Here is a 15,838-nt window from a genome sequence, read left to right on the forward strand (position 1 = left end):
GACCAAGGCGCCGGCTCATATCTTCTTGTGTAGGCAACGTCACGCTTGGCATTGAGGCCAACCCGATAGTGATCCGGTTCGCGGGGTCCGGGCCAGCGCAATTTGAGCCCTTCCCCAATTTTGTAGCTGCCCTGTCGACCGGATCCCACCTGCTGTCGACGCGATCTGGAGCCAGCCACGACAATTCGGTGGGGCCAGAGAAACGCAGGCGCTTCATCGGCTTGTCATCGGGGCCGGTCTTCCTGCAATGCTCAGGTCGCGAGCCTCGCTTCGGGGCCATTGCGAGGTCCACGACTATGACGAAGACGGTCCTGATCTCCGGCGCCACCGCCGGCTTCGGAGCTGCCATGGCACGACGCTTCGCGTCGGCGGGCTGGCGCGTCGTCGGCACCGGCCGCCGCGCCGAGCGGCTGGCCGAGCTGAAGACCGAGCTGGGTGACCTCTTCGAGCCCGCCGCTTTCGACATCACGGACGAGGCGGCGATGACGGCAGCGCTGGACGCACTGCCGGCACAGTTCAGGGCCGTCGACGTGCTCGTCAACAATGCCGGCCTCGCGCTGGGCACCAAGCCCGCGCCGCAGACCAACCTCTCCGACTGGCAAACGATGATCGACACCAACGTGTCCGGGCTGGTGACGCTGACTCATCACCTCCTGCCGGGGCTGATCGAGCGCAAGGGCGCCATCGTCAATATCGCCTCGGTCGCATCGAACTGGCCCTATGCCGGCGGCAACGTCTACGGCGCCACCAAGGCCTTCGTGCAGCAATTCTCGCTCGGCCTGCGCTCGGACCTGCACGGCAAGGGCGTGCGCGTCACCTCGATCGAGCCCGGCCTCTGCGAGAGCGAATTCACGCTGGTGCGCACGGGCGGCGACCAGGCCGCCTATGACAACCTCTACAAGGGCGCCAATGCGCTGCAGCCGCAGGATATCGCCGACACGATCTTCTGGGTCGCGACGCTGCCGCCGCACATCAACATCAACAGCCTCGAACTGATGCCGGTGAGCCAGTCCTTTGCCGGCTTCCAAGTCCACCGCGAGGCGTGATGGCAGCCTACGATCTCGCCATCGTCGGCGCCGGTATCCTCGGCCTGGGTCACGCGCTTGCAGCAGCGCGGCGCGGCAAGCGCATCGTCGTGATCGACCGCGACGCCCAGGCCAATGGCGCGTCCGTCCGCAATTTCGGATTCGTGACCGTGACGGGCCAGGGCGCAGGCGATTGCTGGGAGCTGGCACGGCGCGCCCGCGATGTCTGGAAGGAGATCGCAGGGCCGGCGGGAATCGACATCCTCCAACGAGGGCTCGTGCTCGCCGCCCGTCTGCCGGAGTCGGAGGCGGTGATCGACGCCTTCCTGAAGACAGGGATGGGCGAAGGCTGCGAGAAGCTGACCGCCGCACAGGCGCAACGCTTCGTGCCCTGCCTCAAGGCCGAGGCGGCGCCCGTCGCGCTCTACTCGCCGCATGAGGTCAGGGTCGAGTCACGCAGCGCCGTGCCGCTGGTCGCGCGCTATCTCGCCGAGCAGCACGACGTCGTCTTCCGCCGCTCGACCAGCGTCGTCGCCGTCGAGGCGCCACGGCTGATCACGGCGGATGGCGAGGTCATCGAAGCTGAAGCCGTCATCATCTGCCCGGGCGATGATTACACCAGCCTCTTCCCCGAGCGCATCGCCGCCTATGGCGTGACCCGCTGCAAGCTGCAGATGCTGCGCGTCACCCCGGCCCAGCCGATACCATTCCAGACTGCCGTGATGTCCGATCTCGGCCTCGGGCGTTATCTCGGTTACTCCGAATTGCCGGAGGCCACGCCGCTGAAGCGCCGGCTCGATGTCGAGATGGCGGCGGAGCGCGAGAACGGCATCCACCTCATCGTCACCCAGTCTGCGGACGGCTCGCTCGTCGTCGGCGACAGCCACCATTATGCGACGACACCCGATCCCTTCGGCGCGCAAGAGGTCGACGAACTCATCCTCCGCGAGCTCGACGCGGTGCTGGATCTGCCGGGCCGGACGGTCAGCGAGCGTTGGATTGGCACCTATGCCTCTGCCTATGGGCGCTGGCGGTTCACGGACAAGCCGTCGGATTCGGTGCGGATCGTCATCGTCACCGCCGGCTGCGGCGCCTCGACCGCCTTCGGCATCGGCGAGGAAACCATCGACGAACTCTACGGATGAGCGACAGGGAAAACGGGCGATGAGCAGGTTCAAGGCCGTCGTGTTCGACTGGGCCGGCACGGTGATCGATTTCGGCTCCTTCGCGCCGATGGGCGCCTTCGTCGAAACCTTCGCCAAGTTCGGCGTGGCCACGACGATCGCCGATGCGCGCAAGCCGATGGGCCTGCCCAAACGCTCCCACATCGCCGCGATGCTGGCCGAGCCCCATATCGCCGAAAGTTGGCGGCAGGCTCAAGGCGCGCTGCCCGGCGAAGCCGCGATCGACGAGGTCTACGCGCTCTTCGTGCCGCTCAACGAGGAGGTCGTCGCCGACTATTGCACCCTCATCCCCGGCACGCTCGAAGCCGTCCGCTATTGCCGCGAGCGCAGCATGAAGATCGGCTCGACCACCGGCTATACCCGCTCGATCATGCAGCGTGTGCTGCCGCTTGCCGCCGCGCAGGGCTATGAGCCTGATAACCTGATCTGCGCCGACGACCTGCCCTTCGGCCGGCCCACGCCGATCGGCATGTATAAATGCTTCCTCGACCTGATGGTCTGGCCTGCCTCGGCGGTGATCAAGGTCGACGACACAGAGCCCGGCATCGCCGAGGGCGTCGCAGCCGGCTGCGTCACGGTGGGGCTCACCCTCTCGGGTAACGAGGCCGGGCTGACGCCCGACCAGCTCGCCGCCCTCCCCAATGCCGAGCGGCAGGCACTGCATGCGCGCGTCGCCGAAAAGCTGCTCGCCGCCGGCGCCGACCATGTGATCGGCACAGTGGCGGAGCTGCCGGCGCTGATCGAACGCCTGGAGGGCGTGGCCTGAAAGGCTGAGCGGGCATTATCCGCGCCCGAAGCGCCGGCGCAGCCGCACCCAGCCTTCTGCCGACCAGACCGTGAAGCGCGCCACCGGCCGGCGCAGCGCCGGAATGTCGCTGGCGAGCAGCAGCAGACCGATCGGCAGCATCCAGAGACCCAGAACGGGCAGGATCGAGAAGACGCCGCCCAGCACCAGCAGCAAGCCCACGGGCAGTCTGAGCCAGCGCGCGCGGGGATGGCGCAACCGACGCAGCCCCTTGCCGAACCAGAGCGGCACCTCCTGCTCGAAGCGCCGGAAGGCCTGCCTCAATTCCTGCCTGCCGCTCATCGCCCTGCTCTGCCCGATCCGCTTGCTGCTCACGCCCCCGCGACGCTCTTGCACTGGAAAGCGCGCCCATTCATGGCATGGTGATGGTCGCGTCGCGATCTTGGCGCCGCCCACTCGTCAGATTTTCGGCCGACCGGCCACGGAGCCCTCTTGCGTATTCTCGTCATCAATCCGAACACAATGCCCGAGATGACGGCGCTGGTCGCGCGCGTGATCCAGCCTCATCTGCCGCCCGAGACGACGCTCGTGCCCGTGACCGGGCGCTTCGGCGCGCAATATGTCGCCAGCCGCAGCGCCAGCGCCATCGCCGCCCATGCGGCGCTCGATGCCTTCGCCGAGCATGGCGAGGGCTGTGACGGGGTTTATCTTGCCTGCTTCGGCGATCCGGGCCTGCTCGCGCTGAAGGAGATCGCCCGCGTCCCGGTGGTCGGCATGGCCGAGGCGAGCAGCCGGCTCGCCGCGGCCAAGGCCGGGCGCTTCTCCATGGTCACCGGCGGTGAGCGCTGGGGGCCGATGCTGCGGGAATTCGTCAGCGCGATCGGTTTCGGGGAGAACCTCGCCGCCGTCGAGACGGTCGCACCCACCGGCGCCGACATCGCCCGCGACCCGGAAGGCTCCATCGCCATGCTGGCGGAAGCCTGCCGCCGCACCGCCGCGCGCGACGGCGCGGGCGCCGTCATCCTTGGCGGCGCCGGCCTCGCCGGGCTCGCGGCCAAGGTGCAGCCGCATGTCGAGGTGCCGGTGATCTGCTCGGCCGAGGCTGGCATCCGCATCCTGCTCGACGCGCTCGGAAAGCCCTCAGAGAAACCGGAGAGCGGCGATCTCTCCCTGCCCGCGCCGGTCCCTAGCACAGGGCTGTCGGACAAGCTTTCCCGCCTGCTGGCGCAGCCCTGAGCGGCACGGCGTCATGCTCGGGTCGAGCCCGAGCATGACGGAGAGCCGGGTTACTTCTTGCCGGCCAGCGACGTGCCGTTGAGCCCGGCGATCCAGTCGGAGAGCATCGGCACGTAATCCTCGCCCTTGCCGCTCGCCACCGCCGCCGCGAAGCTGTTCTTCACCGCATTGCCGATTGGGTTGGCGACGCCGACATCGTTGGCGACGCTCTCCAGATAGCGCACATCCTTGAGCGCGTTGCTCAGGGTGAACTTGTGGGCATCACGGTCGCGCTCGAGCACGTACTTCATGAAGGTCTGGTAGAAGCCGCAATCCATCCGGCTGCCGCGCAGCACGCTGTCGAAGGTCTGTGGCGTAATCCCGATCTTCTGGCCGAGCGTCAGCGCTTCCGCGTAGATCGCCGCATACCCCATCGAGAGGAAGTTGTTGAGCAGCTTCATCTTGTGGCCGTCGCCGACCGGGCCGAGATGAACGATCTTCTGTGCCCAGGTCTCGCAAACCGGCTTGATGCGGGCGAAAACCTCCGGCGAAGCGCCGACCATCGCCGAGAGCTGGCCGAGAGCGGCCTGAGCCGGCGTGCCACCGAGCGGCGCGTCCGCAAGATGCAGCCCCTTGGCCTCGAGCTCCGCCGCGATCCGAACCGTGACGGTCGGGTCCGAGGTCGAGCAGTCGACCACGATGGTGCCGGGCTTGGCGCCGGCGATGATGCCGTTCTCGCCATTCACCACGGCCTCGACCTGGGGCGAGCCCGTCACGCACAGGAAGATGATGCTGGAGCGGGCAGCCAGTTCCTTCGGCGTCTTTGCTTCGCTCGCGCCGGCCGCGACGAGTTCCTCCACCGGCTTGCGATTGCGGTGGCCCATCACGGTGAGCGGGTAGCCCTTGCCGACGATGTTGCTCGCCATGCCCTGCCCCATCAGGCCGACCCCGATGAAACCCACGGACTCTTTGGTTGCAGTCATCTTCAAATTCTCCCGCTGATATGGTTGATGTGAAGCTGGAATGAGATGAAACGGCCGGGCTCACCGTTATTTGCCGGCCCCCCGCTCACTGTGGACGAGATATGACTGCCGAGGGGCCGCCCGAGACCAGACGGACCAGAAGCCCGAGCCCCGTGGGTCCCTCCGGCCGCAGCCGCGTCACCCTGCAGATTATCGCCGACCATCTCTCGGTCTCGACCGCAACGGTTTCGCTGGCGCTGCGCGGCTCGCCGCTGGTGGCGGAGGCGACGCGGACGCGCGTCCGCGATATCGCGCGGGAGATGGGCTACAGCTACAACCGCAGCGCCGCCTCCCTGCGCACCGATCGGACCAACATCATCGGCGTCGGCTTTCACGACATCACCAATCCCTATTTCGCCGAACTGCTAGCGTCGATCGAGGAAACGGCCGGCCACCATGGTCGCTCGATCCTGCTCGGCACCTATGTCGAGGATCTCGAGAGGCAGCAGCGTGTGCTCTCCACCCTCGCCGAATACCGGCCGGACGGCATGATCCTCTGTTCGGCGGGCGGCAGCACCGTGCAGAGCATCGCGCCGCTGGTCGATGCAGGCGTGCCGATCGTCCAGCTGTCCCGCGAAATCCCGGACGTCGACCTCGATTTCGTCGGCGCGGATGACCACCACGGCACAACCCAGGCCATGGAGCATCTGATCGGCCTGGGTCATCGGCGCATCGCGTTTCTCTGCGCGAGCACGATCATCTCGACCGGGCGCAACCGCTATGCCGGCTATCGAGACACCTTGGCCCGTCACGGCCTGCCCTTCGATCCCGCGCTCGTGCATTCCGATTATGGCACCCGCGAAGCCGGGCTGACGGGCGTGCAGAAGGTGCTCGACGCCGCCGATCCGCCGACCGCTGCCGTGTGCATGAACGATCTCGCCGCCTTCGGCGCCATGCTCGGTCTGCGCCATCGCGGGTTGGAGGCAGGCCGAGACTTCTCCATTGTCGGCTGCGACGACGTGAAGGAGGCGGCGCAATGGTTCCCGGCGCTGACCACCATCCATAATTTCCAGAACCAGCTCGGCGCGAAATCGGCCGAGTTCCTGCTCAGGCGCATCGCAGACCCGGGCGCGCCGCAGCAGCGCCTGCTGCTGACGCCCGCTCTCGTCGTCAGGGGTACGACGGCACCGCCGAGGCGCTGACGCAGCCTCAGGCATCGTTCGCAGGCTTGGCATTAAGGGCGCGATAGGCCCGCACCACCTGGGAATCGTCGCGCCCGCCATGGCCCAAACCGGAGGCTGCCAGGAACATCTGGTGCGCCGCCGCCGCCAGCGGGAGCGCCGCCTTCGCCGCGCGTCCCGCGTCGAGCACGATGCCGAGATCCTTGACGAAGATGTCGACCGCACTCGAGACATGCGGATCCGCTTCCTGCATGCGCGGCCCGCGATCCTTCAGCATCCAGGAGGACGCGGCCGAACCGCCCATGATCTCGAAGAGCAGGGCGCCATCGATGCCCGCCTTCTCCGCCAGAGAAAGCGCCTCGGCCGCCACTGCGATATGGACGCCGCAAAGCAGCTGGTTGACGGTCTTCACCGTCGCGCCCTGCCCCGCCTTCTCACCGACATGGAAGACCTTGTCGCCGAGCGCATCGAGCACCGGCTTCACCCGCGCGAGGCTCTCGCTCGGCGCGCCGACCATGATCGTCAGCGACGCATTGCGGGCCCCAGCGACGCCGCCGGATACCGGTGCGTCGATGAAATGCCGGCCGGTCTTCGTCACCTGCGCCGCGATGGCCTCGGCCTCGCCCGGCGGGCAGGTCGCCATCAGGATCACCGTCGCGGCCGGGGCCAGCGCATCGAGCGCCCCGGCCTCGAACAGCACTGCGCGCGCCTGAGCCGCATTGACCACCATCAGCACCAGCGCATCCGCCCCCTTGGCGGCCTCTTGCGCACTCGCGGCTTCATGGCCGCCGGCTGCTACGAGCGCCTCACGCGCCGCAGACCGCATGTCGAAGCCGGTGACGCGGAACTGCTTCCGGACCAGGTTCTCGGCCATCGGCGCGCCCATGGCGCCGAGCCCGACGAAGGCAACGGTGGAGATCGGCTTTTCAGACATGGGACGAGGCTCTCCCGAAACGAGAACGGGCACGGCTTTCGCCATGCCCTCCTGCGAGGTCAGCGCCGCAGTTCGATCACTCCTTCACCGCGCCTGTCAGCGAAGCGACGTAATAATCGACGAAGAAGGAGTACAGGAGCGCGACGGGGATCGAGCCGAGCAGAGCGCCGGCCATCAGCGAGCCCCAATGATAGACGTCGCCCTCGACGAGCTGGGTCAGCACCGCGACCGGCACCGTCTTCTTCTCCGCCGACTGGATGAAGGCGAGCGCATAGATGAACTCGTTCCAGGACAGCGTGAAGGCGAAGATGCCGGCCGAGATCAGGCCCGGCATGGCGAGCGGCAGCGTGATCTGCCAGAGCGTCTGCAGCCGCGTCGCCCCGTCGATCATCGCACACTCTTCGAGCTCGTAGGGGATAGACTTGAAGTAGCCGATGAGCAGCCAGGTGCAGAACGGGATCAGGAAGGTTGGATAGGTCAGGATCAGCGCCATCGGCGAGTCGAACAGGCCGAGTTGGAAGATCAGCGTCGCCATGGGGATGAACAGGATGGACGGCGGCACCAGATAGGCGAGATAGATGCCCAAGCCCACATATTGCGAGCCCCTGAACTTCAGCCTCTGGATCGCATAGGCGGCGAGCACGCTGGAGAACAGCGAGAGTGCCGTCGCGACCGTCGCGACCATCATCGTGGTCCAGAGCCACTGCGGGTAGTCGGTCTGGAAGAGGAGCTTGTTGATGTTCTCCAGGGTCGGCGAGGACACCCAGAACGGGTTGTGGTTCTTGTAGTCGAGCAGCTCGGCGTTCGGTTTGATCGCCGTGATCGCCATCCAGTAGAACGGGAACAGCAGCACGAGCACGAAGATCGACAGCGGCAGATAGAGCGTGAGGAACCGCCGGGGCCCCGACGACCAGTCGATGACGCCGGTGCTTTCCTTGTCCGTCAGATGCGGGCGGGAGCTGAGAGTCTGGTCAGTCATTGTCTTCTCCCTGCTGCCACTTGCGCCGCGACAGGCCGTAATAGCTGAAGAGGGTCGCCATCACGAGGAACGGGATCATCGCCACCGCGATCGCCGCGCCTTCGCCGAGCTGGCCACCCGGAATGCCGCGCTGGAAGGCCAGCGTCGCCATCAGATGGGTCGAGTTCACCGGGCCGCCGCGGGTGATGGCGTAGACGAGCTGGAAATCGGTGAAGGTGAACAGCACCGAGAAGGTCAGCACCACCGCCAGGATCGGCATCAGCATCGGGAACGTCACATGCCGGAAGCGCTGCCAGGCATTGGCACCGTCGAGCATCGCCGCCTCGTAGAGCGAGGGCGAGATCGTCTGCAGGCCCGCCAGCAGACTGATCGCGACGAAGGGAATGCCGCGCCAGATGTTCGCCGCGATCAGCGACCAGCGCGCGTTCCAGGGCTCCCCGAGGAAGTCGATATAGGTGTCGCGCCAGCCCAGCACGTCGACCAGCACATAGGAGATGATCGAGAACTGCGGATCGTAGATCCACCAGAAGGCGATCGCCGAGAGCACCGTCGGCACGATCCAGGGGATCAGGATGATCGCGCGCAGCATCGATTTGAACGGCAGATGGTTGTTCAGCAGCAGCGCAAGCCAGAGGCCCAGCGCGAACTTACCGAGCGTCGCCACGCCCGTGTAGAGCAGCGTATTCCAGACCGAGGTGATGAACACCCTGTCGTGCCAGAGCGACTCGAAGTTCTCCAGGCCGATGAAAGAGCCGGCCCGACCGATGCGCGTATCGGTGAAGGCGAGCCAGATGCCCAGGCCCAGCGGATAGCTGAGGAAGACCGTCAGCAGGCCGAGCGCCGGCAGCAGGCAGATGAAGATCAGGAAGGGCTTGTAGTCGAACAGCCTGACCAGCCAGCTCTGATCCAGCTTGTAGGCGGTTCGCGTTTCAACAGCGGCAACAGCCATGGCGCACTCTCTTCTTGCACCGGCATCTCCCCGGCCGCCGACCATGGACGGCGGCCGGGGAGCGCTGGTCAGGTCCGGTAATAGCGCTTGGCGCGGCGTTCAGCCTCGCGGGCGGCCTCTTCGGGCGTCGCCTGGCCGGCGCAGACGGAAGCAACCATCTGGACGGTGACGTACTCGGCCGCGACCGTGCCGGCAGCCTCGTTGATCGCGCCCTTGTAGCCGCTCCACAGCGCACGCTCCCAGGTGTCACGATAGACCAAGATCTTCGGATCGACCGACCAGACCTTGCTCTCGGCGAAGCCCTTCAGCGGCTGCGCCCAGTAGCCGTAGCAGCCGGTCAGCCACTTGTCGTACTGCTCCTTCTCCATCATGAAGCGGAGATATTCCTTGGCCGCGTTCGGGAACTTGGTGTGCTTGAACACCATGGCATTGATCACCAGCGCCGGCTCCGACGGACGGCCGAGCGGGCCCACCGGCATGGTGGCGTGGTTCAGGTCCTTGCCGATCGCCGCGGTCTTCTCGTCCTTCGAGTTCTTGATCGAGAAGTAGAGCGAAACGCCGTTCTGGGTCAGGCCGATTTCACCGGCCGACAGCGCCTTGTTGTTGCTGATGTCGAGCCACGACAAGGTCCCGGGGATGAAGGTCTCGTACAGCGCCTTGGCGTATTTCAGCGCCTCGACGGTCTCCTTCGAGTTGATCGCGACCTTGTTGTTCTCGTCGACCATGTAGCCGCCATGGGTCCAGACGAGCCAGTTGCAGAAGGCATTACCGTCGCCGACAGCGTTGCCGAGCGCAAAGCCGGCCGGGTGCCCGGTTTCCTTGAGCTTGCGGCAGAGCCGCAGGAAGCCGTCGAGATCTTTCGGGAAGGTGTCGAAGCCGGCTTCCTTGACCCATGATTCACGATAGACCGCCGGCGCGCCGGAGGCGCCCATCGGGATCGAGATCCACTGGTTGGTCTTGTCCTTCTTGCCGTATTTCTCGGCGATCGGATACCAGCCGCCATACTTCTTGCCGAGATCCTCGGCGATCGGCGTCAGGTCGACCAGCTTGTCGGAGAAGATGTGCGGATCATCGGCCCAGCCGACGACGACGTCCGGGCCGGCGCCGGTGTTGGCGGTCACGGCCGTCTGCGGACGCAAATCTTCCCAGCCGGCATAATCGACGCGCACCTGCACGCCGGTCGCCTTGGTGAAGGCCTCGGTGTTCTCGTTGAAAATCGTCTGGTCGGGATCGACGAACTTGGTCGGGCGCAGCACGCGCAGCGTCGCGCCCTTTTCGATGTTGGCCTGCGCGATGCTCGGCATCGGCAGCGTCGCGCCCGCGGCGAGGCCGGCCGAACCGAGCAGGACGTCACGTCTCGAAATCGTCATGGATGTCTCCTCCGTTGAATGTGCGGCGACCTGCATAGGATCGTCGTCACGGCGTTTCCCTGTTTACGAAAACGCCGCCAGCCCTCTGGGCCCGGCGGCGTCGGCGTCAGATGCGCTTGCCTGTCGCAGCGTCGAAGAGATGGGTCACGGCGGTGTCCGGCGTGATCCGGATCGTTTCGCCGGGCTTGGCGGTGATGCGCTCGCGGAACACGCAGGTGAGGTTCTGCCCTCCGCAGCGGACCACGACCTGCGTCTCCGAGCCCATCGGCTCGACCACCACAACCTCGGCCTGGAGCCCGTTCGGGTCGAGCTTGATATGCTCGGGGCGGATGCCGAACACGGCGGCCTTGCCGTTGGAATCCGCGGGGTGACTGCCGATCGGCCAGATCGTGCCGCCTTCGGTTTCGAAGCCGGCGGCGGTGATCGTGCCCTTGAGCAGGTTCATCGAGGGCGAGCCGATGAAGGCCGCCACGAACAGGTTGGCCGGCCGGTCATAGAGATCGAGCGGGGCGCCCATCTGCTCCACGATGCCGTCATGCATCACCACGATCTTGTCGGCCATGGTCATGGCCTCGATCTGGTCGTGCGTCACATAGACCGTCGTGGTCTTGAGGCGCTGGTGCAGTTCCTTGATCTCGGAGCGCATCTGCACGCGCAGCTTGGCGTCGAGATTCGAGAGCGGCTCGTCGAACAGGAACACCTGCGGATCGCGCACGATGGCGCGGCCCATGGCGACGCGCTGGCGCTGGCCGCCCGAGAGCTGCCGGGGAAAGCGCTCCAGCAGGTTGGTGAGTCCGAGAATCTGCGCGGCCTTCGAGACGCGCTCGTCGATCTCGCTCTTGGGCGCCTTCCTCAGCTTCATCGAGAAGGCCATGTTGTCGGCGACCGTCATATGCGGATAGAGCGCATAATTCTGGAACACCATGGCGATGTCGCGCTCCTTCGGAGGCACGTCGTTCACCACGCGCGGGCCGATGCGGATTTCGCCGCCCGAGATGTTCTCGAGGCCCGCGATCATGCGCAGCAACGTCGACTTCCCGCAGCCCGATGGGCCGACCAGGATGACGAATTCGCCGTCGTCGATGTCGATGTCGACGCCGTGGATGACCTGCGTCGACCCATAGGCCTTGCGGACATCGGCGATCTGGACTGAAGCCATGCCGTCCTTCCCTGTTTCCATTCCCGTGCCGCCACCGTTTGCCGGCAGTCAGCTATTCTTATTCGATTTCTATGACCGAATGACGGGCTGGTCCATCATCACAACGGTTGTGTCCAGCCTCATGTTGGATAAAGTCATACGAATAGAAGCAAGCGTGTCAAGCGCTGCGATCGTCTCCGCCATGCCGCGGAAGCAGGCGGTTACAAAGCCCGAGGGAGGGGCATGATCGATGCGCGTACGCGATTTCTCGCGTCCGACGACGCTCAATCCCGACCGGCTGTTTGGCCAGGTGGCGCAAAAGCTTGCCGTCGCCATCATTACGGGGCGCGTCAGGGCCGGCGAACTGCTGCCGAACGAGGACGATCTGCGCTCCGACATCTCGGTTTCGCGCACCGCATATCGCGAAGCCGTGAAGATCCTCACCGCCAAGGGGCTGGTCGAAGCACGGCCCAAGAGCGGCACCCGCGCGGCGCCGCGCGATCGCTGGAACCTCCTCGATCCCGATGTGCTGTCCTGGCAGTTCGAGGCTGATCCAAATGAGAAATTCATTCGCGATCTCTTCGAGTTACGCCGTTTCGTCGAGCCCAGCGCCGCCCGCCTGGCAGCGCAGCGGCGCACCTCCGCCGACATCGCCCGCATCGAGGCGGCCTATCGCGGCATGGTCGACAACACGCCCTATGCCGAAGCCACGATCCGCGCCGACCTTGCCTTCCACGAGGCGATCTTCACCGCCGCCCAGAACGCCGCGCTCCAATGCCTGGCCAGCGCCGTCATCGCCACGCTGCAATGGTCGCTGCTGCTCAAGACCGGCGACAATGCATCCTATGTCGAATCCCTGCCCGACCACGAGCATGTCCTGCTCGCCATCATCGACCGTGACGGGGACCTCGCCTCGGCCCGGATGGCCGGCCTGGTGATCGACAGCCTGAACACGACCCTGGCTTCGCTGGGGACGCATTACGCCACCGAAACCGGAAAGATCACCCGAATAAAGCATACTAAATAGGCGGATCCGCATTTCCTTCCAAAGCGGAAGCGGATACCGCTCATGCAGCGGCGGGCCTACAAGGCCCTCTCTGGCCGCGTAATGTTCATTTTAATCGATTCACATGCTGCGAAGCAACGCCAATCCCAACTGACGGACAGCCCGAGATGCCAGCTCCCAACGCCCCCGAGATCATCATGACCGGCCCGATGATGGCCTATGTTACGGATCAGCTGAAGGCGCGCTTCGTCGTCCATGAGCTGTGGAACGCGCCGGACAAGGCCGCCCTGCTCGCCGAGGTGGCCGGCCGTGTGCGCGGCGTCGCTGCCGGCGGCGGCCATAATCGGGTCGACGGCGCGCTCTTCGATGCGCTACCCAAACTGGAGATGGTCGCGAGCTTCGGCGTCGGCTACGACCACATCGACGCCGCCGAGGCCGGCCGGCGCGGCGTCACCGTCTCGAATACGCCCGACGTGCTGACCGACGAGGTCGCGGATCTCGCGCTTGGCCTGCTGATCGCGACCGTCCGTCAGCTTCCGCAGGTCGACCGCTATCTGCGCGAAGGCAAGTGGCTCAAGGCCGCCTATCCGCTCACCACCTCGTTGCGCGGCCGCACGGTCGGCATCGTTGGCCTCGGCCGTATCGGCAAGGCGGTGGCAAAGCGGGTCGAGGCCTTCGGCCTGCCGGTCGTCTATCACGGCCGCACGCGCCAGGACGACGTGCCCTACCGCTTCTACCCCTCGCTGGTCGAGATGGCGTCTGACGTCGACACGCTGATCTCGGTTGCGCCGGGTGGCGCCTCGACCCATCACATCATCAATGCCGAGGTGCTGAAGGCGCTGGGCCCTAACGGCATCCTGGTCAATGTCGGCCGCGGCACCGTCGTCGACGAGCAGGCGCTGATCAAGGCCCTGCAGGACAAGACGATTCTCTCCGCCGGTCTCGACGTCTTCGAAGACGAGCCCCGCGTGCCGGCCGAGCTGATCGCCATCGAACATGCGGTGCTGCTGCCCCATGTCGGCTCGGCGTCCGTCTACACCCGCCAGCAGATGGGCCAGCTCGTCGTGGACAACCTGGCTTCGTGGTTCGAAGGCAAGGGCCCTCTGTCGCCCGTGCCGGAGACCCCTTGGAAGAAGGCGTGATCCGCGGGCTCCTGCCCTTACTCCTCCTCGGCGCCGGCCTGTTGCCGGCCGCCGCACAGACGGCTCCGCCACCGCGCGGAGCCGACAAGGTGCCCGAGACGCTGCGGCCATGGCTCGGCGCCTGGGACCTTGAGCTTTCCGATGCACCGCGCGGCTGCACTGTCACGCTGGGCGCCGAGCCGGCGGGCGAGGCGCGCGAGCTGCGTTTCCCAGCCACCTGCCGCCGCGCCCTGCCGATCCTCGACAAGGCCGTCGCGTGGGGGCTGTCGCCAGGCGGCCGGCCACGCCTGCTCGATGCGGGCGGCAAGGAGCTCGTCGGCTTCCCCAGCGGATCGCGCGAGGCCGGCCTGGATGGCAGAGGCGTCGACGGCAAGACCTATCGCCTGCTCTCGAAGGCCCATCCGCGCATCGCTTCTGCCCGACAGCAGGACCCGGTGGCAGCCGCCCGCCGCCCCACCGCCATCGACCCGGCGACCGCGCTGGCGCCCGCCAGCCTCCCCGGTCGCTATGTGCTGATGCGCCAAGTGAATCGGGAAGCCTGCCGCCTCGTCCTCTCTGCCGCGCCCACTTCGACTGACGGCCGCGCTCCGGCCGCTTTCGATGGCGCCTGCGAGGATGTGGGGCTGACGATCTTCGATCCGGCCGGCTGGCGCTATGAAGGTGGGCGGCTCACCCTCTTCGCGCGCCGCGGCCACCTGGTTGAGCTCGTCTTCGAGAACGGCCAGTGGCGCAAGGATCCCGCCGTCGGCGCTCCCCTGCTGATGCGCAAGCTCGCACCCTGACAGCCCCTTGAGCCTGCCAGCCCCTTGAGTAGGGCGCAGGCCATGCCGATATCGGTGCGGTACAACCGCGCGACGACGTCGCGTCGCACTCCCTTCAAGATTTCGATCTTGGTTATGCTTCTTTCATGCCGCTGGTCGCGATGGCGAGCAGCGCCTTGCCGCGATGGAGACCCAATATGTTCAACGCCAAGTCCCTGCTCGATGCCCTGATCAGCGCCGGAAGCCAGGCAGGCTCCCAGGTGGGACAGAAGGGCGGGCTCGGCGGCATGCTGGGCGGACTGGCGGAACAGGCCCAGCGTTCCGGCGGCATCGGCGGCCTCGCAGGGCAGATCCTGACCCAGGCCACGCAGGGTGTGGGCGACGCCGCGCGCCAGACCGGCGTGCAGCAGGGCGCAAGCGACGCGCTCGGCCGCATGACGGGTGGCAAGTCGCCCGATCAGTTGCTCGGGCAGGCCAAAGGCATGTTCAACAGCAATCCGGCCTTGGCGACAGCGGTGCTCGGCGGCCTCGGCGCCCTGGTCTTCGGCACCAGCTCCGGGCGCGCCATCGCCGGCTCCGCGGCCAAGCTCGGCGGCCTCGCACTGATCGGCGGCCTCGCCTACAAGGCCTACCAGAACCATCTGGCCGGCAAGCCCCTGCTCGAAATGAAGCAGCAGGACGTTCTGCCCGCTCCGGCCGGCACCGGCTTCGAGCCGCAGGCGGCGAGCGACGCCGCGGCGCTGACCTTCATCCGCGCGATGATCGCGGCCGCGGCCGCAGACGGCCATATCGATGATCAGGAGCGCGCCGCCATCCTCGGCGGGTTGAGGGAAGCCGGCCTCGACGGGGAAGCCCAGGAATGGCTTGCGAAGGAGCTGGCCCAGCCGGCCTCGATCGACGCTCTGGTCGAAGCGGCGGAAAGCCCCCAGCTCGCTACCCAGATCTATGCGGCGGCGCGCATCGCCATCAATCCCGACAACCAGGCCGAGAAGGACTTCCTGGCGGGGCTCGCCGGCTCGCTCGGCCTCGATGCCGAGCTCGTCGCCAATATCGACGCAGCCGCTGGCGCGGCCAAGGTCTGAACCCGCGTACCGGAGCCCCCGAACGAGGGGAATGGAGCATGATGGCATCCGCGGTTTCGCGGAGCCTGGAAGCCGCTCGTTAAGCTTGCGGCGAATTCCTTGCCCGTTTCGACGCCATATGCACCGGCGCTTAGGGTTTCACGCCCGATAAACCCCGCGCCGGTG

General features: G+C 66.5%; 16 protein-coding genes. 9 read left to right on the forward strand and 7 right to left on the reverse strand.

Annotated elements, in window-relative coordinates; all coding sequences use genetic code 11:
- The first annotated feature begins 296 nt into the window (after nt 1–296).
- The 3 genes from BoBH3_RS02265 to phnX are packed head-to-tail and all read left to right on the forward strand — an operon-like array spanning nt 297 to nt 2,975.
- Complete coding sequence (locus BoBH3_RS02265; RefSeq protein ID WP_262329130.1) at nt 297–1,046, forward strand: SDR family oxidoreductase; 750 nt, start codon at nt 297–299, stop codon at nt 1,044–1,046.
- On the forward strand, nt 1,046–2,170 hold the full coding sequence (locus BoBH3_RS02270; protein ID WP_262329131.1) for a TIGR03364 family FAD-dependent oxidoreductase: 1,125 nt from the start codon (nt 1,046–1,048) through the stop codon (nt 2,168–2,170). The genes BoBH3_RS02265 and BoBH3_RS02270 overlap by 1 nt, the downstream gene beginning before the upstream one ends.
- Before the next feature lie 19 nt (nt 2,171–2,189).
- Nucleotides 2,190–2,975: a phosphonoacetaldehyde hydrolase gene (gene phnX, locus BoBH3_RS02275; RefSeq protein WP_262329132.1), complete on the forward strand. Its 786-nt coding sequence runs from the start codon at nt 2,190–2,192 to the stop codon at nt 2,973–2,975.
- Nucleotides 2,976–2,990: 15 nt separating this feature from the next.
- Here phnX and BoBH3_RS02280 read toward each other — a convergent pair whose 3' ends face one another.
- Nucleotides 2,991–3,296, reverse strand: a complete 306-nt coding sequence (locus tag BoBH3_RS02280; protein WP_262329133.1) for a hypothetical protein — start codon at nt 3,294–3,296, stop codon at nt 2,991–2,993.
- A 150-nt stretch (nt 3,297–3,446) separates the two neighbouring features.
- On the opposite strand from BoBH3_RS02280, the gene BoBH3_RS02285 reads away from it, so the two are divergent.
- On the forward strand, nt 3,447–4,190 hold the full coding sequence (locus tag BoBH3_RS02285) for an aspartate/glutamate racemase family protein (RefSeq protein WP_262329134.1): 744 nt from the start codon (nt 3,447–3,449) through the stop codon (nt 4,188–4,190).
- 50 nt (nt 4,191–4,240) lie between these two features.
- Here the strand turns inward: BoBH3_RS02285 and BoBH3_RS02290 are convergent, their stop codons facing one another.
- Nucleotides 4,241–5,152 carry an NAD(P)-dependent oxidoreductase gene (locus BoBH3_RS02290; RefSeq protein WP_262329135.1) on the reverse strand — a complete coding sequence of 304 codons (912 nt, stop codon included), beginning with the start codon at nt 5,150–5,152 and terminating at the stop codon, nt 4,241–4,243.
- Nucleotides 5,153–5,304: 152 nt separating this feature from the next.
- On the opposite strand from BoBH3_RS02290, the gene BoBH3_RS02295 reads away from it, so the two are divergent.
- Complete coding sequence (locus tag BoBH3_RS02295) at nt 5,305–6,333, forward strand: LacI family DNA-binding transcriptional regulator (protein WP_262329136.1); 1,029 nt, start codon at nt 5,305–5,307, stop codon at nt 6,331–6,333.
- 7 nt (nt 6,334–6,340) lie between these two features.
- Here BoBH3_RS02295 and BoBH3_RS02300 read toward each other — a convergent pair whose 3' ends face one another.
- From BoBH3_RS02300 to BoBH3_RS02320, 5 genes are all read right to left on the reverse strand, one after another.
- Nucleotides 6,341–7,246 (reverse strand): NAD(P)-dependent oxidoreductase, encoded by a 906-nt coding sequence (locus BoBH3_RS02300; protein ID WP_262329137.1) that lies wholly within the window; start codon nt 7,244–7,246, stop codon nt 6,341–6,343.
- Nucleotides 7,247–7,322: 76 nt separating this feature from the next.
- Nucleotides 7,323–8,225 (reverse strand): carbohydrate ABC transporter permease, encoded by a 903-nt coding sequence (locus BoBH3_RS02305; RefSeq protein ID WP_262329138.1) that lies wholly within the window; start codon nt 8,223–8,225, stop codon nt 7,323–7,325.
- Nucleotides 8,218–9,174 (reverse strand): carbohydrate ABC transporter permease, encoded by a 957-nt coding sequence (locus BoBH3_RS02310; RefSeq protein ID WP_262329139.1) that lies wholly within the window; start codon nt 9,172–9,174, stop codon nt 8,218–8,220. Before BoBH3_RS02310 ends, BoBH3_RS02305 begins: the two co-directional genes overlap by 8 nt.
- Nucleotides 9,175–9,242: 68 nt before the next feature.
- On the reverse strand, nt 9,243–10,544 hold the full coding sequence (locus BoBH3_RS02315; protein ID WP_262329140.1) for an ABC transporter substrate-binding protein: 1,302 nt from the start codon (nt 10,542–10,544) through the stop codon (nt 9,243–9,245).
- A 106-nt stretch (nt 10,545–10,650) separates the two neighbouring features.
- Nucleotides 10,651–11,703 (reverse strand): ABC transporter ATP-binding protein, encoded by a 1,053-nt coding sequence (locus BoBH3_RS02320; RefSeq protein WP_262329141.1) that lies wholly within the window; start codon nt 11,701–11,703, stop codon nt 10,651–10,653.
- A 229-nt stretch (nt 11,704–11,932) separates the two neighbouring features.
- Between BoBH3_RS02320 and BoBH3_RS02325 the strand changes: the two genes are divergently transcribed.
- From BoBH3_RS02325 to BoBH3_RS02340, 4 genes are all read left to right on the forward strand, one after another.
- Entirely contained in the window at nt 11,933–12,709 is a 777-nt protein-coding gene (locus tag BoBH3_RS02325; RefSeq protein WP_262329142.1) for a FadR/GntR family transcriptional regulator, read from the forward strand.
- Between the two features lie 146 nt (nt 12,710–12,855).
- Nucleotides 12,856–13,830 (forward strand): 2-hydroxyacid dehydrogenase, encoded by a 975-nt coding sequence (locus BoBH3_RS02330; RefSeq protein ID WP_410050538.1) that lies wholly within the window; start codon nt 12,856–12,858, stop codon nt 13,828–13,830.
- A complete protein-coding gene (locus BoBH3_RS02335) occupies nt 13,827–14,612 on the forward strand; it encodes a protease inhibitor Inh/omp19 family protein (protein WP_262329143.1) in 786 nt (261 codons plus the stop codon). The genes BoBH3_RS02330 and BoBH3_RS02335 overlap by 4 nt, the downstream gene beginning before the upstream one ends.
- Before the next feature lie 176 nt (nt 14,613–14,788).
- On the forward strand, nt 14,789–15,673 hold the full coding sequence (locus BoBH3_RS02340; protein ID WP_262329144.1) for a tellurite resistance TerB family protein: 885 nt from the start codon (nt 14,789–14,791) through the stop codon (nt 15,671–15,673).
- Nucleotides 15,674–15,838: the final 165 nt, after the last annotated feature.

The organism is Allobosea sp. BH3 (assembly GCF_025499465.1).
Lineage (GTDB): Bacteria > Pseudomonadota > Alphaproteobacteria > Rhizobiales > Beijerinckiaceae > Allobosea.

Excerpts from the sequence above, each read along its gene's own strand:
- BoBH3_RS02310 (WP_262329139.1), bottom strand. The coding sequence starts at position 9,174 with ATGGCTGTTGCCGCTGTTGAAACGCGAACCGCCTACAAGCTGGATCAG.
- BoBH3_RS02280 (WP_262329133.1), bottom strand. The coding sequence starts at position 3,296 with ATGAGCGGCAGGCAGGAATTGAGGCAGGCCTTCCGGCGCTTCGAGCAG.
- BoBH3_RS02330 (WP_410050538.1), top strand. The coding sequence starts at position 12,856 with ATGCCAGCTCCCAACGCCCCCGAGATCATCATGACCGGCCCGATGATG.
- phnX (WP_262329132.1), top strand. The coding sequence starts at position 2,190 with ATGAGCAGGTTCAAGGCCGTCGTGTTCGACTGGGCCGGCACGGTGATC.
- BoBH3_RS02325 (WP_262329142.1), top strand. The coding sequence starts at position 11,933 with ATGCGCGTACGCGATTTCTCGCGTCCGACGACGCTCAATCCCGACCGG.
- BoBH3_RS02300 (WP_262329137.1), bottom strand. The coding sequence starts at position 7,246 with ATGTCTGAAAAGCCGATCTCCACCGTTGCCTTCGTCGGGCTCGGCGCC.
- BoBH3_RS02270 (WP_262329131.1), top strand. The coding sequence starts at position 1,046 with ATGGCAGCCTACGATCTCGCCATCGTCGGCGCCGGTATCCTCGGCCTG.
- BoBH3_RS02315 (WP_262329140.1), bottom strand. The coding sequence starts at position 10,544 with ATGACGATTTCGAGACGTGACGTCCTGCTCGGTTCGGCCGGCCTCGCC.
- BoBH3_RS02265 (WP_262329130.1), top strand. The coding sequence starts at position 297 with ATGACGAAGACGGTCCTGATCTCCGGCGCCACCGCCGGCTTCGGAGCT.
- BoBH3_RS02340 (WP_262329144.1), top strand. The coding sequence starts at position 14,789 with ATGTTCAACGCCAAGTCCCTGCTCGATGCCCTGATCAGCGCCGGAAGC.
- BoBH3_RS02305 (WP_262329138.1), bottom strand. The coding sequence starts at position 8,225 with ATGACTGACCAGACTCTCAGCTCCCGCCCGCATCTGACGGACAAGGAA.
- BoBH3_RS02320 (WP_262329141.1), bottom strand. The coding sequence starts at position 11,703 with ATGGCTTCAGTCCAGATCGCCGATGTCCGCAAGGCCTATGGGTCGACG.
- BoBH3_RS02290 (WP_262329135.1), bottom strand. The coding sequence starts at position 5,152 with ATGACTGCAACCAAAGAGTCCGTGGGTTTCATCGGGGTCGGCCTGATG.